Source organism: Sphingopyxis sp. LC81, assembly GCF_000756375.1.
Lineage (GTDB): Bacteria > Pseudomonadota > Alphaproteobacteria > Sphingomonadales > Sphingomonadaceae > Sphingopyxis.
In genome coordinates, this window is the sequence record NZ_JNFD01000010.1 from 1 (window position 1) to 24,433 (window position 24,433).

Here is a 24,433-nt window from a genome sequence, read left to right on the forward strand (position 1 = left end):
ACATAGTTCGGATGGTAAATGCCGTCCGAGGTGTAGTAGCCGTCGATGATGCCGTCGCCGTCGCGGTCGGCGGCGATGCTGCCCGGAACCGCACCCGGCGGCGGCGGCGGGGCCATCGCGACCTCTTCTTGCTGTGAACAGGCGGAGAGCGCCAGCGCGCCGAGCGCACCGAGCAAAATGGGTTGGAAACGCATGTGACCACTCCTTTTAAGTGCGCTTGAAAATCGATTCTCAGGCGCGAGTGCCCAACCCCGAGATTTCAGCCATGCGCCCGTTCGACGATGCGTCATCCATCCCGCGATCAAGGGTGTTTTTTGAACGTCGACCTGCGGAAGAGGTTCCCTGCGCCTCCGCTGGGAGTGGACGCCGGGAGTGGACGCCGGGAGTGGACATGGCGACAAGGGAGGTTAAGCCGATAGCCGTGGGCCGGTTGGCGGCTGAATCACGGATAAGGGCGCAAGGATATGGATTTTTCGCGGTTGCAGGCTTCGAGCAAGATCGGCGACGACTGGGTTTATCCGCAACCGGCGTGCCTGAACTTCGGCTGGCTCGAGGTCGACCGCGACCCGGCGCACCGCATTTACTGGGAGGAATATGGCAATCCCGCGGGCGAGCCGGTGATGTTCCTGCACGGAGGGCCGGGCGGGGCGTGCGCGCCGGCGATGGCGCGCTTCTTCGATCCCAAGCGCTACCGCGTCATCCTGTTCGACCAGCGCGGGTGCGGGAAGAGCGAGCCGACCGTGGCGTCGGCGGGGCCGGCAGTGGCGCTGGCCAAGAACACCACCGCCGACCTGATCGGCGATATCGAGAAATTGCGCGACGAGCTGGAGATCGCCGGGCCGATGCATGTGTTCGGGGGGAGTTGGGGCAGTACGCTCGCGATGGCCTATGCGATTGCGCATCCGGCGCATGTCGCGAGCCTGATCCTGCGCGGCATCTTCCTCGGTTCGTCCGAGGACCTGCTGTATCTCTATCAGGGCAATGCGGCGACGTGGGAGGCCGATCCGTACGGGCTGACCGAGCCCGGCGCCTATATGAAATATCCCGCGGAGTGGGCGGAGCTGCTGTCGGTGCTGACTCCGCAAGAGCGCGGCGACGTGATGACGTCGTACAAGGCGATTTTCGACATGGTGCCCGCGAATGAGGCCGAGAAGGAACGGCAGCTGAAGGCCGCGCTGACCTGGTCGCTCTGGGAAGGTGTTATCTCGAACATGATCCCCGAGACCGCCGACACGGGCAAGTTCGGCGAGGCTGATTTTGCTTTGTGTTTTGCGCAGATCGAAGCGCATTATTTCGCCAATGAGTTGTTCATCCCGGCGGGGCATTTCTTCGATAATATTGCGACGCTGGCGAGCATCCCGGTGCATATCGTGCATGGGCGCTTCGACGAGGTGTGCCCGCTGACGCAGGCGTCGCGGCTGGTCGCGGCGCTGCGCGATGCGGGATCGGAGCCCGCGACCTATGTGGTGACCAACGCGGGACATAGCGCGATGGAGCGCGAGAATGCTCTCGCGCTCACCGCGATCATGGACGGGCTACCGCGCCTCGGCGCCTAATGTCGGCGACTCGAGGTCGAGCTTGCTCGCCGGGATGACGACGAGGTCGGGGCGCAAGGCGCGGAGTTTGTCGATGAATTTGGCGGAGTCGCCGACGACGATCAGCGAGGCGTTTTCGGGCGTGACATTCCTCATCGCGATCGCGTTCGCGGCCTCAGGTGTCACCGCGGTGAGGCGCGCGGCGTAGGTAAGCGCATCGGCGGGCTGAAGCCCCTGCAGGATCAGCCCCGCGACGATCGCGCCATAGCCGCCGCCGGTTTCCTGCTGGCGGCCGTAGGCGCCCTCGAGGAAGGCGCGGCGCTTGGCGAGCGCGTCGGGGGTGATCGGTTCGGCGCCGAGGCGCTTGAACTCGTTCAGGAAGATTTCGGCGACTTCGGTCGCGCTTTCATTCTTTGTCTGCGCGCTCGCGCTCAATAGCGCCGTGTCGGCGCGCGCGGGCATGCTGCTGTACGCGCCATAGCTCAGTGCGCGCTTGCTGCGCACCTCGGTGAAAAGGCGGCCGTTCGAGCCGACGCCGAGCACCGAATTGGCGAGGAGGAGCGACGGGTAGTCGGCGTCGGCGCGGCTGACCCCGCGCACCGCGGCGAGCACCGCGGCCTGCCCTGCGCCCGGAAGGTCGACGACGATGGTGCGCGGCGGCAGCGCTGTGCCCGCGCGCGTTTTCGGCAGAACGGGCGCAGGCCCTTCGGCTTTCCAGTCGCCGAACAGGCGCTTCGCGAGCGCGCTGCCGGCGGCGGGATCGACCCCGCCGGTGACGACGACCGACATGTTCGCGGGGTGCCACCAGGTGCGGCGATAGGCGACCAGATCGTCGCGGGTGATCGCGGCGAGGCTTTTGACCGTGCCGCCGCTCTGCCCGCCATAGGGCGCGGCGCCATAGAGGAGGGGCTGCGCGGCCATCGCGGCGATCGCGCCGGGGTTGTTGAGCGCGATGCGCAGGCCATCGGTCATGCGCTTGCGTTCGACGTCGAACTCGGCCTGTGGGTAGCTGGCGTTCCGGATCACGTCGGCGAGGATGGTGCCGACCGCATCGAGGTTTGCCGCGGGCGCGGTGACCGAGAAGATACTGCCGTCGGGGCTGGCGCCCGCGTTGATCGTCGCGCCGAGGCTTTCGAGCGCGGCGGCGATGTCTTCGGCCGAGCGCGTGGCGGTGCCCTTGGCGGCGAGGTCGGCGGCCATGGTGGCGACGCCCGCGCGGCCCTTTGGATCGGTCGAGGCGCCGCCGCCGATCACGACGCTCAGGGTCGCGAGCGGGACGGTGCCGGTCTTGACCGCGACGACGCGGATGCCGTTGGCGAGGCGGCTTTCGGCGATCTTCGGCGCGGTGACGGCGGGCGCCGCGGTCGGCACGGGGGGCGCCTGCCGCGCGGTCTCGGCGGCAAGGGCGTTGGGCGTGCCGGTCGCGGCGGGGACGCTCGGGAAGACGGGCATCGGTTTGGGGTTCGCCCAGCTCTTGGGATCGCCGTCGCCCGCGGCGTAGCGCAATTCGACGCGCGCCTTGGGGTCGAGATATTTCTTCGCGACGCGCGCGACGTCGGCCCTGGTGACGCGCGATATCGCGTCGAGGCGCTTGTTCGCGGCGGCGGGGTCGCCGGTGAGGACGAGCGCCTCGCCGAGTTCGAAGGCGCGGCCCGAGAAGGTCTCGCGCTCGGCGAGCGTCGAGGCGAGCAGCTCGGTCTTGGCTTCGGTGAGTTCGGCGTCGCTGACCTCGGCGGTCGCGATGCCCGCGAGAACCGTGTCGAGCGCGGCGGCGACCTTTTCGGGATCCTGCCCGTCGCTGAGGATCGCGAAGGGGGTGATGCCGCCCGCTTCCTCGGTGAAATCGACGCTCGCGTCGATCTCGCTTGCGAGGCCGGTGCGGATCAGCGCCTTGTGCAGCCGCGAATTTTCGCCGCTCGACAGGATCGCGTTCATCACCTCGAGCGCGGCGGTGTCGGCATGGCCGGCGCCGGGCAGCTTGTAGATCGCGCCGACCGCGGGGAGCGGGACATTGGGGCCGGTCGCATCGACGCGGCGCGGCGCCATCGGCGGCTCGGTGCCGGGAATCGCGAGCGGGGTCGCTTTCGCGCGTTTGGGGATCGCGCCGAAATAATTGTCGACGAGCGACTGGAGCCGCGCCTCGTCGAAATTGCCCGCGACGATCAGCGTCGCGGTGTCGGGGCCATAGAAAGCCTCGTGGAACGCGCGCGCGTCGTCGAGCGTCGCGGCGTCGAGGTCGGCGATCGTGCCGATCACCGGGCGGCGATGCGGCAGGACGTCGAAGGTGTTTTCGCTCAAGGCAAAGAAGAAGAGGCGGCCATAGGGCGGGGCGAGGACGCGCAGGCGCAATTCTTCCTTCACGACGTTGCGCTCGGTCTCGAACACCTCCTTGTCGACGACGGGGCGCGCCATGCGCTCGGCGTGCGTCCACAGCATCGTTTCGAGATATTGCGCGGGGACGGTTTCGTAATAGTTGGTACGGTCAAAGCTGGTCGACGCGTTGCGCACCCCGCCGACATCCTCGGTGAGCCGGTTGATCATGTTATACGGCATGTTCACCGTCTTGCGGCTGAGGATATGTTCAAAGAGGTGCGCGAAGCCCGAGCGTTTTTCGGGGTCGTGCTTCGACCCGACGTCGTACCAGACCGACACCATCACATTGGGGGTCGAATTGTCCTGCAGCGACAGCACGCGCAGACCGTTTTTGAGGATGCGTTCCTTGTATGCGATCGGCGGCACCTGCGCGGCGCTGCCAGCGGGCTCTGCTGCGGTGTGGGCGGCTGCGGTCGTCGCGGTCGCCAGCGCGAGCATCGCCGCGCCAAGAAAAGGAAATGTTTTCACAAAGATGCCCCTTTGAAATTTGAGCCGGACGAACCGGTCGATGCGGGAATTTTGCAGGGGCGGGGACGATGTCAACACTTGTTCTACGAAGAGCAAGTGCGGGTTGATGAGGGTGCGTGGTGCGTGGGGGAGGGCGGGTTTCGACCGATTGCGGACATTTAGAGCGGAAAGTCACTCGACACATTGCGAAGATCGGGCAATTCGATAGTTAGCGCAGTGCCGCTGGAATCACAGTCTGTCGCAAGGTGCTCTTCAATGATTTTCTCCATATTCCTGTTCGCTGCAGTTCCTGCAGCAGAAGCGGAGAATACTCCCCGACAATTTGAACCGTCAGAAGCAGTTCAAGGCTTCGTCGATAAGATAGCGCCTAAGCTAGAAGCGGCGAAAAAAAAATTGGTCGACTCTGAAGCGGTTAAAGCTCGGCGGAAAAAGCTCGGTGAGCAATTGGGCCGGATAGAAAGCGCTTCCCCCTTCGATAACGTGTCAGTGTCGCTTCGTGAGAATGGCTGCTTCGGTGGAGAGTGCGCCAAATTATCCTATTACAAGGAGCAGGATCGCGAGGAATTGGTGCGTATTGCGGATAAGGCGTTTTCCATGGTGGGCCTGTATGGTGACGATATCGGTTTTGGTAATTATCCCCGGCCCAATATCCCTGAAAACGTTAAGGGCGTGAACCTAACCGGCTTAACTTGGATCAACTGGTCGGCCTGCCAAGAGTTGAAGCTGCAAAAACGTGTTGCCTGTCTGTCTAGCTATGAATTTATGTTTGGCATTCCCGGCCTGCCACGCCCTGACCCGTCGTTCTATGTCAATTTTCGAACGCAGGGTAATGAGGTGTCATTCGTCGAAATTGTATTCGAACAAAAGGCGTTCTTCGACAGATTCTAATCACTACCGCGATTCTGACTGACGTCCGCTTCTCACCCCAAAGCCGACGTTCATGCGTCGCGCTGAAACAAAGTCTATCTTCCCCTTTCGGGCGGAGGCAGTAAAACAGGCGGTGCGGGCAATGCGGACGCCCGTTCAGACGGTGCGCCGTCCAAGTTCCGCTCCATAAGCCGCGACTGCGGCAAGGAGCGTGCTTGCCATGACGACCGATATCTATTCTCCACCCCCCCTTTCGCTGTTCCGGCTTTTCTTCCGCTTCCTGCGGTTCGGTTTCCTCGCCTTTGGCGGGCCGGTCGCGCAGATCGCGATGGTGAAACAGGCGCTGGTCGAGGAGGAGCGCTGGATTTCGCCGGTGCGGTTCAACCGGCTGCTCGCGGTGATGCAGATCCTGCCGGGGCCCGAGGCGCATGAGCTGTGCGTCCATCTGGGGATGGTCGCGCGCGGGCGGATCGGCGGATTGCTCGCGGGGCTCGGCTTCATGCTGCCCGGCTTTGTGCTGATGCTGGGCGCGGCGTGGCTCTACAAGGGCTGGATCGTCGATAATCCGGCGATGGCGCCGATCTTCCTAGGCGTGCAGGTCGTCGTGCTGGCGATCATCCTGCGCGCGGTGCAGCGGATCGGGACGCATATCCTCGAAGACCGGCTGCTGTGGCTTCTCGCGGGCGCCGCGCTCGCCGCGACGCTGGCGGGCGTGCCGTTCTGGATTCCGCTGATCGCATCGGGGCTGATCTATACCTATGCGAAGCGGCCGGCCCTGGCGGCGGCGATCTTCGTGGCGGCGGTCGTGCTCGCCGTCCTTGTGACGGGCGCCGCGCCTTCGGCCAAGACGAGCATCGCCGCGAGCGAGGCGGGGATCGCCGCGCTGTTCATCGCCGGGCTGAAAGGCGGGCTGCTGACCTTTGGCGGCGCCTATACCGCGATCCCCTATGTGCGCACCGACACGGTCGGGCGCGGCTGGATCAGCGACGCGAGCTTTCTCGACGGCGTCGCGTTCGCCGGGATGCTGCCGGCACCGCTCGTCATTTTCGCGACCTTTGCGGGATATGTCGCGGCGGGGCTGCCCGGCGCGGTCGCAATCACGGCGGGAATGTTCCTGCCCGCCTTCGCCTTTTCGATGATTTTCTTCGAGCGGCTGGAGGCGGTGGTCGACAATCCCGCACTCCACCGCGTGCTTGGCGGCGTGGCGGCGGCGGTCGTCGGCGTGATCGCGGCGACGCTGCTGCAACTGGGCTGGTCGACCGCGGGACGCGCCGCGAACCTTGTGCCCGCGGCGCTTCTCTTCGGCGCCGCCGTGCTGGTGGTCTGGCGCTGGAAGGGAAAGCTCACCGCCCCCGCGCTCGTGCTGGCGGGCGGCGTTGCCGGGTGGGCGCTGAACCTCTGACCTGGGGCGGCCGTCCTTTTCTCAAATAACCAAATAGGTTCTTTTCTATTGACATCGTCACGCTGATATGGCACAAGTGTCACACCATGAAGAATTGCGAGTCGGGCCGGCGACCCCTTTCGATGCGGAGGGGCGTTCCGGCCCGATTGCTTTTGGAGATGGGCGATGGATCTGGTGCTGATGGGCGGAAAGGGTCGATTGCTGGTCAAGACGAAGCGGTCGCGCCGCGAGATTTCGCAGCGCAGCCGCGACGAGTTCATCCTGTCGCTGAGCGAGACCTGCAACGTGTCGCTGTCGGCCGAGCGCGCCGGTGTGGCATTGTCGACGGTATACAAGATGCGCCAGCGCGACGCGGCATTTGCCGGGGCGTGGCAGCGTGCGCTCGACGACGGATATCAGCGGCTGGAGATGGCGCTGGTGCAGGCCGCGCTGGCCGCGGTCGAAGGCCCGCGGCCGGCGGCGAGCGAGGCCGGGAATCGGCCGCTCGTGGAACCGATGACGATGGATCAGGCGCTCCGCTTGCTCGGACGGCATGAGGGCAGTGTGCGAAGCGGGCGGTTCAAGACCAATCGACCGGGCAAGGGGCGCATGCCGACCTCGGAAGAAACCGACGAAGAGGTTCTGAAGCGGGTTGCGATTCTGCGCCGCCAGCGCGGCTGGGACAAGCTGTAGCGATGGCGCAGGCGACACGGGACGTAGTCGGCGACATTCTGGAGCTGTTGGGGACGTTGACGCCCGGCCAGTTACGGCGATTGATGCGCGACCTTCCGCTGAAATACAGGCGCGAATTGATCGAACGCTGGCAGGGCTGGGCGCAGGCGGGACAGTGCGAACCGCCGGGCGACTGGCGTATCTGGATGATCCGCGCGGGGCGCGGGTTCGGAAAGACGCGCGCGGGTGCCGAATGGATCAGCGAATGGGCGCGGATGCTGCCCGAGGCGCGGATCGCGCTGGTTGCGGCGAACGATGCCGACGGGCGGCGGGTGATGATCGAGGGGCCGAGCGGGCTGCTCGCGGTTGCGCGCAGCGACGAGGAGCCGCGCTGGCGCGAGGGGCTGCGCGAGTTGCATTTCAGCAGCGGTGCGGTGGCGACGCTCTATTCGGCGGCGGCAGCGGAGAATCTACGCGGCCCCGAGCATCATGTCGCCTGGTGCGACGAACTGGCGAAATGGCCGCATGGCGAGGCGGCATGGGACAATCTGGTCATGGGGCTGCGGTTGGGCGATGCCCCGCGCGTGCTGATCACGACGACGCCGCGGCCGACATCGCTGATGCGGCGGATCATGGCGCTGCCGGGGTTCGAGGAAACGCGCGGCGGGACGAACGACAATGCCTATCTTCCGTCGAACTTCGTCGAGGCGATGGTTGCGAGTTACGGCGGGACGCGGCTGGGGCGGCAGGAGCTCGACGGCGAGATGCTGGAGGATGTCGAGGGCGCGCTGTGGACGCGGGGGCTGATCGAGCGGTGCCGGGTCGATGCCGATGCGATCGGCAAGCCGGCGCGCGTCGTGATCGGGGTCGATCCGCCGGCGACGGCGCATGGCGATGCGTGCGGGATCGTCGTTGCCGCCTTGCTGCGCGACGGGCGGCTGGCGGTGGTCGAGGATGCGAGCGTTGAGGCACCGCCGCCGCATGTCTGGGCGCAGGCGGTGGCGGGCGCGGCGGCGCGCTGGGGCGCCGACCGGGTCGTGGCGGAGAGCAATATGGGCGGCGATATGGTGGCGAGCACTTTGGCGCAGGCTGACCTCGCGCTGCCGGTGGTGCCAGTGCATGCGAGCATCGGCAAGGCGCGGCGCGCGGAGCCGGTGGCGCTGGCGTATGAGCGCGGGCAGGTGGTGCATGCGGGGGCATTCGCGGCGCTGGAGGACCAGCTTTGCGGGTTGCAGGTTGGTGGCGGCTATGCGGGGCCGGGGCGGTCGCCCGATCGGGCGGATGCGTGCGTTTGGGCACTGGCGGCTTTGCTGGAGGGGCTGCGGAAGAGGAAGGCGCCGGGGGTGACGAGGATTTAGCGGTGTCGAAGGAAGCGGGCGGCTGCGATCACCATTTTTGCAGCCAATAAGCCAAAGATTGTTCCGAAAGCGGCCCAGAGCGCCAGTAGAATGAACGCCAATGCCCAATAGCCCAATACCGGTGTTTCCGGCGGGCCGATAAATACCGGCGCGGTCGCAATGACGGAAAAGGCGAATGGCCAAACGAGTCTTGGCCTAGATCGCTTCGCAGCAGCAGCAGCGAGCAACGTCGCAAACGTCATCAGCGCGGCAAAGGGAAGAACGAGGACAATAGAGAAGTCCATCGGGCAATCTTAGCCAAGTGCGTGCCCGCATACCATTCGAAATCCACGCGGCACTTGTTCGCGATTGCAGGAGATCATCATGAACTGGTTTGGCCGCAAGGCCGCGCAGCATCCCGCGCGGCCCGCTTTGTCGCGTGTGTATGGGACGTGGTCGGCGCCTGCGCCGCTGTCTTACGAGGCCCAATTACGCGAGGGCTATTTGTCCAATGCGGTCGTGCAGCGGGCGGTGCGGCTCGTTGCCGAAGCGGCGGGATCGGCGCCTTTTGTGGCGAGCGATCCGGCGCTGGCGGCGCTCGTCGCGGCGAACTCGGGCGGGCAGGGGTTGGTGGAGACTTTGGCGTCGCAGTTGCTGCTGCATGGCAATGGGTATGTGCAGGTATTGGCCGATGGCGCGGGGGCGCCGGCGGAGCTGTTTGCGCTGCGGCCCGAGCGGGTGACGGTCGAGGCCGACGCGCGTGGGTGGCCGGTGGCCTATCGCTACAAGGCGGGCGGGGCGGCGGTGCGGCTGCCCGCCGAGGATGGCGCGGGGCGCGTCGCGGTGGTGCATGTGAAGGCGCTGCATCCGCTCGACGATCATTATGGCGCGGGGTGCCTGGGGGCGGCTTCGGGGGCGATTGCGGCGCATAATGCGGCGGCGCGGTGGAATGCGGCGTTGCTGGAGAATGCGGCGCGGCCTTCGGGGGCGCTGGTGCATGATCCGGGCGACAAGGGGATGCCGTTGTCGGCGGAACAGGTCGACCGGCTGCGCGAGGAGCTGGCCGAGAGTTTTGCGGGCGGGGCGAATGCGGGACGGCCTTTGCTGCTGGAGGGCGGCCTCAGGTGGCAGGCGCTGTCGTTGTCGCCGGCGGAGATGGATTTCCTGGCGCTGAAGGATTCGAGCGCGCGCGAGATTGCGATGGCGTTCGGCGTGCCGCCGATGCTGCTCGGGCTGCCGGGGGATGCGACCTATGCCAATTATCGCGAGGCCAATCGCGCGCTGTGGCGGCTGACGGTGCTGCCCTTGTGCGCGAAGATATTGGGGGCGATTTCGCAGGGATTGTCGGGGTGGTTCGAGGGCGCCGAGCTGCGCGTCGATTTGGACAAGGTGCCGGCGCTGGCCGAGGACCGGATGGCGCTGTGGCGCGAGGTGTCGGCGGCGGACTGGCTGACGGCGGATGAGAAGAAGGCGCTGCTGGGGGTGGGTTAGCCACCCTCGTCACCCCGGACTTGATCCGGGGTCCATGACTTCGGCGCTGCTGTGGATCCCGGATCAAGTCCGGGATGACGAAGGAGTTACACAAATGGACGAGGAAGAGGCGCTGGCGCGGCTGATCGCGCTGGCGGGGACGAGTGCGCCTGACGCGGCGCTTTTGCGCGCGGTGGTCGAGGAGGCGAGCGAGTTGGGCGCGCGGCGGGCGCTGGCGCGGCTGGGGCTCGCCGACGAGGCGGCGCGCGACGATGTGAGCGATTTGCGGCAGCTGCTCGGCGCGTGGCGCGATGCGAAGACGAGCGCATGGAAGGCCGCGGTCGACTGGGCGGTGCGGTGCGGGCTGGCGTTGCTGGTGGTTGGGCTGGCGATGAAACTGGGGCTGCCGGGGTTGCTGAAGTGAGGGGCGCGAGTGTCGCTGCCCACCCCCAACCCCTCCCGCAAGCGGGAGGGGAGATTAGGTTCGCGGGCTATGCTTCGGTGTTCGATCGGGTCGATCGCGGGGGCGATGTGGTGCGGGCGGGGGCTTTTACCGCGAGTTTGCGCGCGGGGCGGGCAGTGCCCTTGCTTTGGCAGCATCGGCCGGGCGTGGTGATCGGCATCATCGAGACATTGGCCGAGGATGCGCGCGGACTCCGCGTGGTGGCGCGGGTGACGCATCCGACGGCGGCGGCGCTGGTCGCGCGCGGAGCGCTGACGGGATTGTCCTTTGGATATCGGGTGACGGCTTCGCGGGGGACTGGGCCGCGCGAGTTGCTGGCGCTCGACCTGGCCGAAGTGAGCTTGGTGGCGGCGCCGATGCAGCCGCTGGCGCGGGTGATTGCGGTGGATGTGGGCGGTGATCGCGAGGTCGCCTCACCCTCTCCCAGCTTCGCCTAAGCAGCAAGCTGCCAAGGCTGCGCAACCCTCCCCCGTCGAGGGGGAGGGAGTCTATTTTCGATGAAGGAGTGACGGGCATGGATATGGAGATGGAAGTGAAGGCGGATGCGCTCGAGGGGGCGTTCGATGCGGTGCTCGCGGCCGAAGCGGTCGATGAGCTGAAGGCGTCGGTGACGGCGCTGAAGGCACAGGTCGATGCGCAGGCCGTGGCGGCGTCGCGATTGCCGCTCGACGGGGCGAAGGCGGCCGATCCGGCGCTGGGTGCCTTTGTCGAACGATATCTGCGCCGCGGGATCGATGCGGGTGTGGAGATGAAAAGCCTGTCGGGGGCGTCGGGCGGCGACGGCGGTTTTGCGGTGCCGCGCGAGATCGACGGCAGCATCGCGGCAACGCTGAAGACGCTGTCGCCGATCCGCTCGATCGCGACGGTCGTGCAGACGGGGACGAGCGGCTATCGCAAGCTGATCGCGACGGGATCGATGGGCGCGGGCTGGGTCGGCGAGACCGCGGCGCGGCCCGAGACCGCGACGCGCAGCTTTGCCGAGATCGCGCCGCCGTCGGGCGAGCTTTACGCCAATCCGGCGGCGAGCCAGGCGATGCTCGACGATGCGATGTTCGATGTCGAGGACTGGCTGGCCGAGCAGCTCGGCCGCGAGTTCGCGGTCGCCGAGGGCAGCGCGTTCGTGAACGGCAACGGGACGAACCGGCCGAAGGGGTTCCTGACCTATACGACGACGAACGAGATCGACAGCGTGCGCGCGTTCGGGACGCTCCAGCATCTGGCGACGGGCACCGCGGGTGCCTTTCCGGCGTCGAACCCGCAGGACAAGCTGGTCGAGCTGGTCCATTCGCTGAAGGCGCCCTATCGTCAGGGCGCGAGCTGGGTGATGAATTCGGATACGCTGAGCCGCATCCGCAAGTTCAAGACCACCGACGGGGCCTTCATCTGGCAGCCAGGGATGGTCGAGGGGCAGGCGGCGACCTTGCTGGGTTATCCGGTCGTCGAGGCCGAGGATATGCCCGATGTGGCTGCGAACAGCCTGTCGATCGCGTTCGGCAATTTCCGCGCCGGTTACCTGATTGCCGACCGCGGCGAGACGCGCATCCTGCGCGATCCGTTCAGCAACAAGCCCTTCGTGCATTTCTACGCAACCAAAAGGGTCGGCGGTGCGATCATCGATTCGCAGGCGATCAAGCTGATGAAATTCGCCGCCAGCTAAGCACTGGCGCGCGATGGGCGCTCGGCCACGCTCCCCCCTTTCGGGCGGGCCGGGCGCCAATTTTCCCCTTATCGATATTGGAAAGGATGGCCCCGCCATGCCGACCTACTTTTTCGCCGATCTGGTGCGCGAGCTGTGCCAGGACGGCGGGACCGGGCCATTGATGCCGACCGGCGCGGTGCCCGGCCATCGCCGTTTTTCGGGGACCGTCCCGGCGGGCGATCCCTTTCATTATGCCATTGCCGGCATCGCCCAGCCGGGCCAGTGGGAAGTCGGTATCGGCCGGATCGACGGTGCGGGGCGGTTGCAGCGCGACAGCGTCGCGGCCTCGTCGAACGCGGGTGACCGGGTCGATTTCGCGCCGGGGCTGAAGACGATCGCATTGACCGTCGGCGCCGAATGGTTCGCGGCGCACGATGCGGCTGGCAGCGACCTCGCCGACGCCTTGGCGGCGAAGCAGCCGCTGTCGACGGCGCACCCCGCGGCGGCGGCGGGCGCGGTGGACGACCGGGTGACCGTGCGGCGCGGCGAAGGCTGGGTGAATATTCCGCTGTCGGCGCTCGCCTTTCGGGCCGGCGATGGGCGCTATGCACTGGATGGTCCGCTGGGCGTCCAGAACGGCAGCGCCGCCGCGCCCGCGATCAGTTTTGCAACGGACCCCGATACGGGTCTTTTTCGGGCGGCGGCGGACGCGATCGGAATCGCGACCGACGGCGTCGAGCGTGGCCGCTTTCTGGCAACCGGCCCGCAATTCGGGGGGGCAGAGTTTCCCCGCCTGCAATTCGTGCGCAACGGGAGTGCGACCTGGTATCTCGGCGGCTCCGGCACAGGCGGGGATAATGGCTTCTATCTGCAGCTGAACGCCGTTTCGCCTTTCATGGCCGCGCTCGCGAACGGCAATGTCGGCTTTGGAACGACGAATCCCGTGAAGAAGTTTGTCGTGTCGAACGGCGGCGCCAACGGCTTCGAGATCGACCCCGGCGAAGGCGCCTATACGCGCGTCCTGAGCTACAACCGCTCGGGCGGGGCGTATACGCCCTTGATCCTGGAAGGCAGCGACATCCAGTTTGCGCCGGGCGGCGGAGCCGGGGGCTGTTACAACGCGACGGGCCTCGGTGTTGGCGTATCTCCCGGCGCGCGATTCCATGTCAAATCATCCGGTGAAATCGTCCGCCTCGAAACGACGAGCGCGCGGGGAGTTGGGCAATGCTATATTGCCCTGCGCGACCCGGCCGGGAACAAGGGTTTTCTGGGCTATTCGGCTGTCGATGACGGCTTCGACATCTGGAACGCATTGAACTCGCCGATCCGGTTCGGGACGAACGGCAGTTATCGTTGGCAGATTCGTCCGTCGGGCAGCATCGAGCCCATGGCCGATAATGCCTATGCGATAGGTCATGGCAGTTTCCGCCCTTCCATCCTTTACGCCGCAACCGGCACGATCAACACCTCCGACGCGCGCGAAAAGACCTGGCGCGGCGCGCCCGATGCCGCCGAGATGCGCGCGGCGCAGCGGATCGCCGCCGAGCTGGGCTTTTATCAGTGGAACGATGCGATCGCTGCAAAGGGCGCGGGCAGCGCGCGCTATCATTTTGGCGTCCGGGCGCAGCGCGTCTGGACGATCATGGCCGAAGAAGGGCTGGTCGCCCCGCTCGATGCCGACGGACGGCCCGGCGCCACGCCCTATGCCTTTCTGTGCTGGGATGCGTGGGAGGATGGCGAGGAGGCGCGCGACCGTTTCGGCATTCGCCCCGACCAGCTGGTTCTGTTCCTGATCGCGGCGCAGGAGGCTCGGCTTGCCGCGCTGGAGGCGGCGGCATGATCGACGGGTCGGCTTTGGCATCGCGTGCGGTCGGCGACACGGCGCCGCGCGATCTGGCGAGCGAATGGGGCGGACCCGAGCCGTCGGCGCCGCGCGGCACGGTGCCGATCGCGCGCGAACCCGGCCGCCGCGTGACGCCGCGTAAACCATAGGATCGAGAGAGAGGAGCAGCCATGGCGATGGTGGTGAAGGATCCCGATGCGCGGATCGATTATGAGTTCGACTGGGCGGCCGCCTATCCCGACGGGCAGGCGGTGGTGGCGAGCGGATGGACGGTCGCGCCGGTCGGGGACGACGGGATCGAAGTTGCCGCCGCGGCGCATGACCTGACCCGGACGACCGCCACGCTGGCGGGCGGCGTCGCCGGTCATGTCTATCGCGTCACCAACCGGGTGACGCTGAGCGACGGGCAGATCGACGAGCGATCGATGACCGTGCGGGTGGAGGAACGATGATGGCGGAAAGTCCGGTGCCGGGCGATGCCCCGGTGAGCCTGAACGAAGCGCGCGGCTGGCTGCGGCTGGGGGCAACGATCGACGATGCCGTGGTCGCGGGCCTTGTCCGTGCGGCGACCAATATCTGCGAGGCCTTTATCGGGCAGTGGCTGGTCATCCGCGCGGCCGAGGAGGTTTTGCCGTTGAAAAACGGGGTGGTCCAACTCGGGGCGCGGCCCGTTGTCGCGATAAACAGCGTGACTTTGCTGTTGCCCGGCGGCGGCGAGGCCGTGCTGGGCGGCGGCGATTACCGGACGACGGTCGGCCGCGACGGCACCGCGCGGGTGGCACTGGACGACCCGCGCGGCGCGGCGCGGGTACGCATCGCCTATCGCGCGGGGATCGCCGAAGGGGCGAACGGAATTCCCGAAGCGATCCGGCAGGGCATCGTCCGCATGACGCAGCACCTCCACGAAGCGCGCGACGGCGCGGGCGCGGCGCCGCCAGCGGCGATCGCGGCGCTGTGGCAGCCGTGGCGGCGGCTGACGCTGGGGGGCGGGCAATGACGAGCGCGGAAGCTGCGGTGCGCGCGCGGGCGATCGAGCTGCTGGCGCGCGACGACGCGCTGGCGGCGATCGTGCACGGGATATTCGACGGCACGCCGCCGCGGGCGAGCGCACCCTATGTGGCGGTCGGTATCGCGGACGGCGCCGACTGGGGGACCAAGGACCGGGCGGGACGCGAAATCCGCCTGACGCTGACATTGGTCGGTGTGGGCAGCGCGATCGACGACAAGGCCGCGGCGCGCGTCGAGGCGGTCGCTACGGCCCTGCGCGGCCCGGCCGGCGCCTGGTCGGTGGTCGGCGCACGGACGATCCGCACGCGCTTTGCCTTTGCGCGCGACGGCGGCTGGCGCCACGAGGTGGTCGTGCGGTGTCGGTGTTTGGCGGAATAGGTCCGTCGCCCCTGCCTTCGCAGGGGCGACGATGAAGCTTACTCGCCCGGCATCGTGTTCGTCGACTTATAGTCCTTGAACTTGTCGGTGAAATTGGCGTGGTAATCGTCGATCTGCATATCGGCGTCTTCGCCCGCGACTTTTTCGGAATCGCCGCCCGACTTGCCCAGCGCGATCACCGCCTTGCGGAACGCGTCGCGCTCGGTCGCGCAGTTCGATTTCACCTGCATTTCATATTCGGCCTCTTCCATCTTGGCCTCCAGCGCCTTCTTCATGTCGGTGCGCAGGCATTTGGTGAAAGCGGCGCGCGTCGTGTCGACCGTCGCCGAGGGCGACTGCACCATGAGGGCCAAAACTATTGTCGTGATCAGCATCCTGCGACTCCCCGTTAGCGGATGATTTTTTACCCGAGGAGAATAGACGATGGCGATTGAAAATGGGAGCGATTTTCTGCTCAAGATCGGCGACGGCGAAGCCCCGCCGACCTATCGGACGGTCGCGGGCCTGCGCACCACGCAGATGTCGGTCAACGGCGAGGCGGTGAACGTCACGACGAAGGATTCGGGCGGCTGGCGCGAGCTGTTGCCCTGCGCCGGGGTGCGATCGGTTTCGGTGAGCGCGGCGGGCATTTTTACGGGGTCCGACGCCGAGGTGCGGCTGCGTGGTCATGCGCTTTCGGGCGTCATCGACGATTATGAATTGAGCTTTGAAAGCGGCGAGCGGATGCGTGGGCGCTTCCTGGTCACGCGGCTCGACTATGCCGGCGATTATAACGGCGAGCGCAATTACACGCTGAACCTGGAATCGAGCGGCGCGGTGGTCAGCCTGTGAGCGCCGCCAACGCGCTGCGCGGCGAAGCGGAATTGCGCGTCGGCGGGGCGGTGTTCGTGTTGCGTCCGAGCTTTGCCGCGCTGGTCGCAGCCGAGGCTGAGTTGGGGCCGTTGTTCGCGCTCGTCGAGCGCGCGGCGGATGGGCGGCTGGGGCTGGACGAACTCGCCAGCCTGTTCTGGCACTGCGTGAAGGAGCGGCCCGCGGCGCTGACGCGCGAGGCGGTTGGCGATGCCGTCGTCGAACAGGGGCTGGCGGCGGTCACACCGATGCTGCGTGTGCTGCTGGGACAGATTTTGCAGGGACGATGAGACGGTGGACGATCGGCTGGGGCCTGCGGCGATCAAGCTCGCGGGCGTGATGGCGCGCGTCGCGGGGTGGCGGCCCGATGAATATTGGGCGGCGACGCCGGCCGATGTGCGCGCGGTGCTGGCGGGTTGGGTCGAGGCGGATTCCGAGGCGTCCCTCGACGGCGCGGCGCTGGCGGCGATGATGGAGAGGTTTCCCGATGGGTGACGAGGTCGACGAGATGGTGGTCGCGGTGCGCGCCGATACCGGCGCGTTCCGGCGCGACATTGCGGCGCTGCGTGCCGAGCTGGGCGGGCCGCTGGTTGCCGAGGCCGATCAGGCGGGGCGCGCGATCGAACGGGCGCTGTCGCGCGCGATCGTCAGCGGCAAGATGGGGTTCGAGGATCTGAAGCGGCTCGCGCTGTCGGTGATGGCGGACATCGCGCGGGCCGCGATTTCGAACGGGATCGGCGCGGCGACAGGTGGCGGGTCGGGGGGCGGCGGGAGCGGCAATCTGCTTTCGCTCGGCACCTCGATCGCGATGGCGCTGTTCGGGGCACCGGGGCGGGCGACTGGCGGGCCGGTGAGCGCTGGGCGTGCCTATCGCGTCGGCGAGCGCGGGCCCGAATTGTTCGTGCCGACCGCGAGCGGGCGGATCGAGGCGGCGGGCGCCGGCGGGGTGCGCAATATCGCGATCACGGTGAATGTACGGGGCGACGCGGGGAGCGAACCGCAGCGACTGACGCAAACGGGGCGGCAGCTGGCGCGCGCGGTGCGGCGCGCGGTCGCGGCAGGGGACGATTGATGGGCTGGGCGCTGGTGGCGGCGGCCGAGCCGCATCATCGGAAGGGCTGGCTCAAGCGGTTCGATCCGCGGTTCTGGACGGTCGATTTCGCGCGGCCGATGATGGCGAGCGTGACGAGCGATACGCCGGGGGCGCTGCGGGTCGAGACGGTCTTTTATCAGAAGCAGGATCTGGCGGGGCTGATCTGGGAAAGCGAAGATCGCTGGGATCATCCTTTGCTCGCCTATGAGACGCGCCGCGATTTCCGGCATACGCAGCTGAAATTTCGGTGGAGGTCGGGCGGGGTGAAGCCGCTCGACGCGCTGCACGGGCCGACCTTGACGATCGAGGGACGCGACGCGGGCGGCGCCCCGCGCGCCTGGTATGTGCGGCTCTGGAACTATGCCGAGGGGACGGCAGAGGACGCCGTCGTCAGCCTCGATTTCGACGCGCTCGATGGCGGCTTTCTGCTGCCGGCCGAAGCCGATCCGGTGTGGGCGGGCGACATCGACCGGATGTTCATTTCGCTGGTGCCGCCGATCTATGACGGCGGCGAAGGCGTGCTGGGCGCGCCGGTGGCGGGGTGGGCCGAGATGAGCGCGATCGCGGCGTCGGGATCGGGGTCGGTGCTGGCGCTCGGCGATGTGGTGATGCCCGAGTTGGACCCGGCAAAAGGGGGGCTGGGGATCGCGAGCGGCTATGACGACAGCTATCACCTGACCCCCGCGCGGCTGGTGCGGCAGATGGTGCAATTGGGCTATCGCGGCGATGTCGTCCATTATGTCGGGATGAGCCATTATATGCGGCTCGAGGCGGCGGGCGGAGGTTTTTCCGCGAGCATGGCGGGCGGCGCGCTCAATGCGCCGAGCGCGGCGTGGCATGCGGGGCTTGCGTCGGCGTGCCGGAACGCGGGGCTGGGGGTGATCTGGTCGCTCTCCTACGAGCTGTTCGACGCCTATTGCTCGGCCGACTGGAAACAGCGGGCGAGCGACGGGTCGCCCGCGCTGACCGGGTGGGAACCGCCGTCGACCCTGCTGTCGCCCGCGAACGCGGCGGCGATGGGATATTTGCAGCTCGTCGCGCGGGCGTTCGTCGCGATTGGCGCGGCGGCGGGTTTGCCGTTGAAATTCCAGGTCGGCGAGCCGTGGTGGTGGATCGCGAGCGGCGGGCGGATCTGCGCCTATGATGCCGCGACGGTAACGGCGTTGGGCGCGACGAGCGTTCCTATCGCCGATGTGCGCGGGCCGCTCGGCGCGGCGCAGTTGGCGATGCTCGATGCGTTGGGGGCTTTGCTGGCTGGGTCGACCGCGGCGCTGGTTGCGGCGGCGCGCGACGAAGCCGGCCATGGGGCGGGGGCGGCGGGGCTGGTCAGTCACTTGCTCGTCTATCTGCCGACGGTGCTCGACCCGGCGGCGCCGGCGGTGCGGCGCGCCAATGTGCCGCTGGGGTGGACGGCGCCAGCCTTCGATGTGCTGCAGCTCGAGGATTATGACTGGGTGACCGGTGGGCGCGGGGCGGAGACAGCGGGTGCGCGCGCGGCGATGGTGTTGCGGCTCGGCTATCCGATTGAAGATCAGCACTATTTTTCGGGATTTGTGCTCGCGGCCGAGGATCGTGCGCAGTGGGCCGCGATCGCCGATGCGGCCGACGGAGCGCGGCGCGCGGGGGTCGCGCGGACCTTCATCTGGGCGCTGCCGCAGGTCGCGCGCGACGGCTTTGTGACATTTGATGGGGAGGATGACGTGCAGGCTTTCGATGCGGTGGATTTCCCGCTCGCGATCGGGCGCGAGGCGATGGTCGCGACCGAATTTTCGACGCAGATCGTCAGCTCGCCATCGGGGCATGAGCAGCGGGCGATCGAATGGGCCGAGGCGCGGATGCGCTATGACGCGGGGCCGGGAATCCGGTCCGAGGCCGATGTGCGGGCGCTCGCCGACTTTTTTCGCGCGCGGCGCGGCGTGGCGCGGGGGTTCCGCTTCCGCGATCCGTTCGATGGCAGTTCGGCGGCGGATGGCGGGTTGCCGACGGCGGGCGATCAGACGCTGGGCGTTGGCGACGGCGCGCGGCGGCAGTTTGCGTTGGTGAAGCGCTATGGTGCCGGTGATGCCGAGCAGGTGCGCGGCATCCGGTTGCCAGTCGAGGGTAGCGTGCGCGTGTCGGTCGATGGACTGGAGACGGCGGCGTTTTCGATTGTGGACGGCGAGGTGCTGCTCGATGTGGCGCCCGCGGTCGGGGTCGCGGTGCGCGCGGGGTTTCTGTTCGATGTGCCGGTGCGCTTTGCCGACGACCGGCTGGAGGTCAGCCGCTCGACCTTCCTCGCGGGGGAGATGGCGAGCGTGCCGCTGGTCGAGGTGCGCGCGCCATGGTGATGCCGGAAACGATGAGCGCGGCGCCCGATTGGCTGCGCGAGGAGCTGGTGACGCTGGCGTGGTGCTGGCGGCTGGCGCGGCGCGACGGGGTTGTCGTCGGGCTGGCCTCGCACGACCGCGACCTGATGGTCGGCGGAATCTTGTACCGCGCGGCGCCGGGGATGAAGCCTTCGGCGCTGGAGACGAGCGACAGCCTCGACGTGGCGACAATGGACCTCGAAGGTGCTGTGACAAGCGACGCGATTGCGGCGCGCGATCTCGACGCCGGACGCTGGGACGGGGCGGAGCTGGAGCTGTTCGTCACCGACTGGAGCGCGGCCGACGCCGCCCCGGTCACGGTCGCGCGTGGATCGCTGGGGGCGATCGAGCGGCGCGGGCCGGCCTTTGCAGCGGAGCTGCAGGGGGTGACACGGGCGCTCGACCGGCCGGTGTGCCCGGCAACCTCGCCGTCGTGCCGCGCGATGCTGGGCGACCGGGCGTGCCGGGTCGACCTGGCGCCGCTGTCGCATGACAGGTGGGTCGTTGCCGTCGACGGGCGCATGGTGACGCTCGATGCCGCGGCGCCCGGAATGGCATTCGGCGAATTGCTGTGGATGGAGGGCGCCAATTGCGGATTGGCTAGCCCGGTGATCGCGGTCGAGGCGGCGGTGTTGCATTTGGCCGAAGCGCCGGCCTTCGCGGTCGCAGGGCCGGTGCGCGTGCGGCTCACCGAAGGGTGCGATAAGCAGCTTGCGACCTGCCGCGACCGTTTCGCCAATGCGGCCAACTTTCGCGGCGAGGCGCACCTGCCGGGTAATGACCTGCTGACGCGTTATCCCGGTGGATGAGGTTGGGCCGCGCGCCTTTGCGGCGGCGGGGCGTCGGTTGGTGCGGCCGGTCGGTTATCCGCTGCGCGGTTGGTCGCGGACGCAGGTCGAGGCCGGGTTTTTAGCAGCAGGATTCGTGCCGACCGTTGGGGACGGGCGTGAGGGCGATGTGGCGTTGATCGCTTATCCGGCGGGGCAGGTTCATCTGGCGATCTTGGGGCGCACCAGCTTCGTTCACGCGCATGCGGGGTTGCGCGGCGTGGTCGAGACGCCGCTCGATGACGCCATCCGTGGCGCGGCATGCTGGCGGCTGGGGCCGCGCCCTCCCCGCTGCGACTAGGCAGCGAGCTGCCAAGTCTCGTGATCGAAGCCGCGGGTCTCCGATCACCCCCTCCCGCACGCGGGAGGGGATAGAAAATCATTCATTTGGGAGCGCATCATGGCAACGTTGGTGCTGACGGTGGTCGGCGGGATTGTCGGGGGTCCGGTGGGCGCCGCGATCGGGGCTGCGGTGGGCCAGCAGATCGACGCGCAGATTTTCAAACCCAAGGGGCGCGAGGGGCCGCGGCTTGCCGATCTGAAGATCCAGGCTTCGACCTATGGCCAGCAGATCCCGCAGCTGTTCGGGACGATGCGCGTCGCGGGCAGCGTGATCTGGGCCACCGACCTGATCGAACGGCGCAGCAAGCGCGGCGGGGGCAAGGGACGGCCGTCGACGACCGAATATAGCTATGCCGTGTCGTTGGCGGTCGCGCTGTCGTCGCGGCCGATCCGCAGGATTGGGCGGATATGGGCCGACGGCAATCTGCTGCGCGGGTCGAGCGGGACGTTCCAGGAGCGCTGCATCTTTCGCTGGCATGACGGCAGCGAGGATCAGGCGGTCGATCCGTTGATCGCATCGGCGCTGGGCATCGCGTCGGCGAGTGCGTTTCGCGGGTGCGCCTATGCGGTGTTCGAAGAGCTCGAGCTTGGCGCGTTCGGCAACCGGATTCCGTCGCTGACCTTCGAGGTTGAGGCCGATGCCGCGGGTATCGACGCCGGGATGGTCGGCAACAGCCTGTTCGGCGAAACCGCGCGTTGTGGCGGCGAATGGCCTTTTGCGGGCTATGCCGCATCGGGAGACCGGCTGCGCGACGCGCTCGCGCCGCTGTTCGAGGCGGACGACGTGCGGCTGGTGAGCGGGCCGGGCGGATGGAGACTGGCGCCGGCGACCCTGATCGGGGCCCCGCTGGCGCTGGCCGGTTTTTGCGAGGCGGGGCGGGGCGATGCACCGGGCGACCGGACCGAGCATCGCCGCGCCCCGCTGTCGTCGCTGCCCGGGTCGATCCGGCTGCGGCATTATGAGCCCGAACGCGATTATCAGCTCGGCCAGCAGACGAGCCAGGTCGCGGGCGGCGGCGTCCGCGAGGAGCGGATCGATTTGCCCGCGGTATTGCCGGCGACGTCGGCGCGCGCGCTGGCGCAGCGGCTTGCCGCTGCTGCGGCGGACGGGCGCGAAACTTTGGTGTGGCGGGCCGATCTTGCGGCGCTGGCGTTGACCGTCGGGCACGTCATTGCACTGGCCGACGGGAGCCGCTGGCGGCTGGCGGGAAGGACGGTTCGCGGGAGCGACATCTTGCTGGAGCTCAAACGCCACGCACCGCTTCCCGCGGCCGAGCTTCCGGCAGAACCGGGCGTTCCGGTCGGTGCGCCCGATTGGCCCGACGCTGTTGGGTCGGTCCGCCTGTTCGACCTTCCCAATATAGGCAGTCCGGCGGCATCGGCGCCGCGGCTATTAATCGCCGGTGCCGGGAGCAACGATGGCTGGCGCGGCGCCGATTGCTGGTTCGTCGCGTCGGCCGGCGCCGAACCGATCCCGGTCGGCACGGTGCGTCCGGCCGCGGCGCTGGGCCAGCTTGCCCTGCCGCTGGCTGCGGGAAGCGATTGCCTGTTCGACCTGTTGAACAGCGTCGAGGTGCAGCTGGTCAATCCGGCGATGTCATTGGAATCGGTGGGCGACGCCGCGCTGCTGGGCGGTGCGAACCGGGCGATGGTCGATGGCGAATTGCTGCAGTTCGGCGTCGCCGATGTCGTCGGACCCGGGCGCTGGCGTCTGTCGCGATTGCTGCGCGGGCGGGGCGGGACCGAGCGTGAGATGGCCCATGCGGCTGGAGCATCCTTCGTCCTGATCGACGATCCGGCGCTGTTGACACTGCCCGAGGCGCTCGCCGGATTGGCGGAGAGCGGCGCGGCGACCCTCGAATGGGCACCGCGGGGCGGGACGACGCTGGCCGAGGTTGATGTGCCGGCCGCCGGCCGGGCGCTGCGGCCGCTGGCGCCGGTGCACGGGCAGATCCGCGCCGATGAAGCGGACGGCGTGACGATCAATTGGGTCAGGCGCAGCCGCGCCGACACCGGGTGGCGCGACCATGTCGATCTGCCGCTGGGTGAAAGTCACGAGGTCTGGCGCATTGCGCTGTCGCCGCCGGTTTCGGGAATCGGGCCATGGGAAAGCACAGTCCCGACGCTGAATATCGGTGCCCCCGAACTGGCCACGCTGCCACCGGGCTGTGCGATCGAGATTCGGCAGGCGGGGGATTTCGCGCTGTCGCCACCTCTGTCTTTGCCATTGACATAAAAGGATAATGCCATGACCGATCTGCCGACCACACCGCGCTTCGCGTTACCGTTACTTGGCGTAGCGCAGGCGCAGAAAGAGGTCACGCACAACGAAGCTTTGACGCTGCTCGACGCGTTGGTTCATTCCGCCGTCGAGGCCGGACCGCTCGCCACGCCGCCCGTGGGCCCGGAAGAGGGACAATGCTGGATCGTCGGTGCGACGCCGACGGCCGCCTGGTCGGGGCAGGCAAATGCGATCGCAATCCGGACCGGGGGCGGGTGGCGATTTGCGCCGCCGCGCGAGGGGATGCGGGCGACGCGGCTGACCGACGGCGCGCTGCTTCGCTTCGTGGGCGGCGCATGGGCCGCGCCGGCGACGGTGGGGGCCCCTTCGGGCGGGTCGATAATCGACTCCGAAGCGCGTAGCGCGATCTCTACACTGATTCTTCACCTCGCCGCGCAGGGTCTTCTGATCTCAGGCTGATTTTCGGTTCTTTGACATGGCAAGTGCGACTTTTTGGCAACAGATTGACGATTTGTTCACTTGCACGGAACCAAAGCGGCGAGTAGGACGTCTGCCGAGACGTATATCTCAATTTGAAAGGGGAATTACTATGAGGAAGCTTGCCGTCGCTGTGGCGTTGGCCTCCACCACCCTGGCGTCGCCCGTCCTGGCGCGCGACAACTCCTGGTATGTTGGTGTTGGTGCTGGCGCAATGCTCGTCGAAGACCTGGATCTCGACATTGGCACTTTCAACAATGCCGGTTCGCTCGACCATCGCGCTGGCTATGACGTCGAAGGCACCGTCGGTTATGACTTCGGCGGTTTCCGCGCGGAAGTCGAAGTCGGCTTCCGTGAAGCCGACATCAAGTCGGGCCGTTTCACGACGCCGGGCATTCCGCAGTCGGTCAATGGCTCGGGTGCCCTGGCTACCGGTACGTTTGACCTCGCCGGCGATACGAACGCGCTGAGCTTCATGGTCAACGGCCTGCTCGATTTCGGTGACGACGACGGCCTTCAGGGCTTTATCGGCGGTGGTGCCGGTGTTGCGCGCGTTTCGGTTGAACCGGTCTTTGCTGGCAACTTCCTCGACGATTCGGACACGGGCTTTGCCTGGCAGGCGATCGCGGGTGTCCGCGCTCCGCTCAGCGACAACATCGACGTTGGCCTGAAGTATCGTTTCTTCAACGCCGACAAGATCGATCTGGTCGACCAGCGCGGTCGCGACGTTTCGACGCGCTTCCGTTCGCACTCGATCCTTGGCACGCTGACGTTCAACTTCGGTGGCGCACCGGAGGCGGTGGTGGCACCGCCGCCCCCGCCCC

At 67.5% G+C, this 24,433-nt stretch carries 28 protein-coding genes; 24 read left to right on the forward strand and 4 right to left on the reverse strand.

Annotated elements, in window-relative coordinates:
• Positions 1-194: hypothetical protein (locus tag FG91_RS06050; RefSeq protein WP_037513359.1), on the reverse strand; the 194-nt coding region annotated here is incomplete at its 3' end.
• A gap of 270 nt (positions 195-464) precedes the next feature.
• On the opposite strand from FG91_RS06050, the gene pip reads away from it, so the two are divergent.
• Positions 465-1,556 (forward strand): prolyl aminopeptidase, encoded by a 1,092-nt coding sequence (pip, locus tag FG91_RS06055; RefSeq protein ID WP_037513332.1) that lies wholly within the window; start codon positions 465-467, stop codon positions 1,554-1,556.
• On the opposite strand, the gene FG91_RS06060 is transcribed toward pip, so the two are convergent.
• On the reverse strand, positions 1,536-4,376 hold the full coding sequence (locus tag FG91_RS06060) for a M16 family metallopeptidase (protein ID WP_235211959.1): 2,841 nt from the start codon (positions 4,374-4,376) through the stop codon (positions 1,536-1,538). The genes pip and FG91_RS06060 overlap by 21 nt on opposite strands.
• 255 nt (positions 4,377-4,631) lie before the next feature.
• Between FG91_RS06060 and FG91_RS21680 the strand changes: the two genes are divergently transcribed.
• The 4 genes from FG91_RS21680 to FG91_RS06075 all read left to right on the forward strand — a co-directional run bounded on the left by FG91_RS21680 (position 4,632) and on the right by FG91_RS06075 (position 8,654).
• Complete coding sequence (locus FG91_RS21680) at positions 4,632-5,264, forward strand: hypothetical protein (RefSeq protein WP_152568013.1); 633 nt, start codon at positions 4,632-4,634, stop codon at positions 5,262-5,264.
• A 199-nt stretch (positions 5,265-5,463) separates the two neighbouring features.
• The gene (gene chrA / locus FG91_RS06065; protein WP_037513334.1) at positions 5,464-6,645 is read left to right on the forward strand and encodes a chromate efflux transporter; all 1,182 of its coding nucleotides are present in this window, start codon (positions 5,464-5,466) and stop codon (positions 6,643-6,645) included.
• 165 nt (positions 6,646-6,810) lie between these two features.
• Positions 6,811-7,317, forward strand: a complete 507-nt coding sequence (locus FG91_RS20890; protein ID WP_052187352.1) for a hypothetical protein — start codon at positions 6,811-6,813, stop codon at positions 7,315-7,317.
• An 83-nt stretch (positions 7,318-7,400) separates the two neighbouring features.
• Positions 7,401-8,654, forward strand: a complete 1,254-nt coding sequence (locus tag FG91_RS06075) for a DNA-packaging protein (RefSeq protein ID WP_235211960.1) — start codon at positions 7,401-7,403, stop codon at positions 8,652-8,654.
• On the opposite strand, the gene FG91_RS06080 is transcribed toward FG91_RS06075, so the two are convergent.
• Complete coding sequence (locus FG91_RS06080; protein ID WP_037513337.1) at positions 8,651-8,938, reverse strand: hypothetical protein; 288 nt, start codon at positions 8,936-8,938, stop codon at positions 8,651-8,653. The genes FG91_RS06075 and FG91_RS06080 overlap by 4 nt on opposite strands.
• Before the next feature lie 79 nt (positions 8,939-9,017).
• Between FG91_RS06080 and FG91_RS06085 the strand changes: the two genes are divergently transcribed.
• The 9 genes from FG91_RS06085 to gp17 all read left to right on the forward strand — a co-directional run bounded on the left by FG91_RS06085 (position 9,018) and on the right by gp17 (position 15,434).
• On the forward strand, positions 9,018-10,124 hold the full coding sequence (locus FG91_RS06085; RefSeq protein ID WP_037513363.1) for a phage portal protein: 1,107 nt from the start codon (positions 9,018-9,020) through the stop codon (positions 10,122-10,124).
• 94 nt (positions 10,125-10,218) lie between these two features.
• Positions 10,219-10,527, forward strand: coding sequence for a DUF6127 family protein (locus FG91_RS06090; protein ID WP_037513339.1), 309 nt, complete (start codon positions 10,219-10,221; stop codon positions 10,525-10,527).
• Complete coding sequence (locus FG91_RS06095) at positions 10,524-11,003, forward strand: HK97 family phage prohead protease (protein WP_052187353.1); 480 nt, start codon at positions 10,524-10,526, stop codon at positions 11,001-11,003. The genes FG91_RS06090 and FG91_RS06095 overlap by 4 nt, the downstream gene beginning before the upstream one ends.
• A gap of 77 nt (positions 11,004-11,080) precedes the next feature.
• Positions 11,081-12,223, forward strand: a complete 1,143-nt coding sequence (locus FG91_RS06100) for a phage major capsid protein (RefSeq protein WP_081940441.1) — start codon at positions 11,081-11,083, stop codon at positions 12,221-12,223.
• A 97-nt stretch (positions 12,224-12,320) separates the two neighbouring features.
• Positions 12,321-14,045, forward strand: a complete 1,725-nt coding sequence (locus tag FG91_RS06105; protein WP_037513343.1) for a tail fiber domain-containing protein — start codon at positions 12,321-12,323, stop codon at positions 14,043-14,045.
• Entirely contained in the window at positions 14,042-14,197 is a 156-nt protein-coding gene (locus FG91_RS21970; protein ID WP_161785628.1) for a hypothetical protein, read from the forward strand. Before FG91_RS06105 ends, FG91_RS21970 begins: the two co-directional genes overlap by 4 nt.
• A 21-nt stretch (positions 14,198-14,218) precedes the next feature.
• Positions 14,219-14,500, forward strand: coding sequence for a phage fiber-tail adaptor protein (locus FG91_RS06110; protein ID WP_037513345.1), 282 nt, complete (start codon positions 14,219-14,221; stop codon positions 14,498-14,500).
• Positions 14,497-15,045: a head-tail connector protein gene (locus FG91_RS06115; RefSeq protein ID WP_081940442.1), complete on the forward strand. Its 549-nt coding sequence runs from the start codon at positions 14,497-14,499 to the stop codon at positions 15,043-15,045. Before FG91_RS06110 ends, FG91_RS06115 begins: the two co-directional genes overlap by 4 nt.
• Positions 15,042-15,434, forward strand: a complete 393-nt coding sequence (gene gp17 / locus FG91_RS06120) for a tail completion protein gp17 (protein ID WP_037513348.1) — start codon at positions 15,042-15,044, stop codon at positions 15,432-15,434. Before FG91_RS06115 ends, gp17 begins: the two co-directional genes overlap by 4 nt.
• Before the next feature lie 38 nt (positions 15,435-15,472).
• Here the strand turns inward: gp17 and FG91_RS06125 are convergent, their stop codons facing one another.
• The gene (locus FG91_RS06125; RefSeq protein WP_037513350.1) at positions 15,473-15,808 is read right to left on the reverse strand and encodes a hypothetical protein; all 336 of its coding nucleotides are present in this window, start codon (positions 15,806-15,808) and stop codon (positions 15,473-15,475) included.
• Positions 15,809-15,857: 49 nt separating this feature from the next.
• Here FG91_RS06125 and FG91_RS06130 point away from each other — a divergent pair, with 49 nt between their 5' ends.
• The 10 genes from FG91_RS06130 to FG91_RS06175 form a co-directional block, all read left to right on the forward strand.
• Positions 15,858-16,265 carry a phage major tail protein, TP901-1 family gene (locus tag FG91_RS06130; RefSeq protein ID WP_037513351.1) on the forward strand — a complete coding sequence of 136 codons (408 nt, stop codon included), beginning with the start codon at positions 15,858-15,860 and terminating at the stop codon, positions 16,263-16,265.
• On the forward strand, positions 16,262-16,573 hold the full coding sequence (locus FG91_RS06135; RefSeq protein ID WP_037513352.1) for a gene transfer agent family protein: 312 nt from the start codon (positions 16,262-16,264) through the stop codon (positions 16,571-16,573). The genes FG91_RS06130 and FG91_RS06135 overlap by 4 nt, the downstream gene beginning before the upstream one ends.
• A gap of 4 nt (positions 16,574-16,577) precedes the next feature.
• A complete protein-coding gene (locus FG91_RS06140; protein ID WP_037513353.1) occupies positions 16,578-16,778 on the forward strand; it encodes a phage tail assembly chaperone in 201 nt (66 codons plus the stop codon).
• Positions 16,771-17,355, forward strand: a complete 585-nt coding sequence (locus FG91_RS06145; protein ID WP_037513354.1) for a hypothetical protein — start codon at positions 16,771-16,773, stop codon at positions 17,353-17,355. The genes FG91_RS06140 and FG91_RS06145 overlap by 8 nt, the downstream gene beginning before the upstream one ends.
• On the forward strand, positions 17,355-19,703 hold the full coding sequence (locus FG91_RS06150; protein ID WP_052187355.1) for a DUF2460 domain-containing protein: 2,349 nt from the start codon (positions 17,355-17,357) through the stop codon (positions 19,701-19,703). The genes FG91_RS06145 and FG91_RS06150 overlap by 1 nt, the downstream gene beginning before the upstream one ends.
• Positions 19,697-20,530, forward strand: coding sequence for a DUF2163 domain-containing protein (locus FG91_RS06155; RefSeq protein WP_081940444.1), 834 nt, complete (start codon positions 19,697-19,699; stop codon positions 20,528-20,530). The genes FG91_RS06150 and FG91_RS06155 overlap by 7 nt, the downstream gene beginning before the upstream one ends.
• A gap of 115 nt (positions 20,531-20,645) precedes the next feature.
• Entirely contained in the window at positions 20,646-20,849 is a 204-nt protein-coding gene (locus tag FG91_RS20895; RefSeq protein ID WP_152568014.1) for a hypothetical protein, read from the forward strand.
• Between the two features lie 99 nt (positions 20,850-20,948).
• Positions 20,949-23,126, forward strand: a complete 2,178-nt coding sequence (locus tag FG91_RS06165) for a phage tail protein (protein WP_037513355.1) — start codon at positions 20,949-20,951, stop codon at positions 23,124-23,126.
• 12 nt (positions 23,127-23,138) lie between these two features.
• Positions 23,139-23,591 carry a DUF2793 domain-containing protein gene (locus FG91_RS06170; RefSeq protein ID WP_037513357.1) on the forward strand — a complete coding sequence of 151 codons (453 nt, stop codon included), beginning with the start codon at positions 23,139-23,141 and terminating at the stop codon, positions 23,589-23,591.
• 130 nt (positions 23,592-23,721) lie between these two features.
• Positions 23,722-24,433, forward strand: a 712-nt coding sequence (locus tag FG91_RS06175) for an outer membrane protein (protein ID WP_152568015.1), incomplete at its 3' end; no start/stop codon positions are given.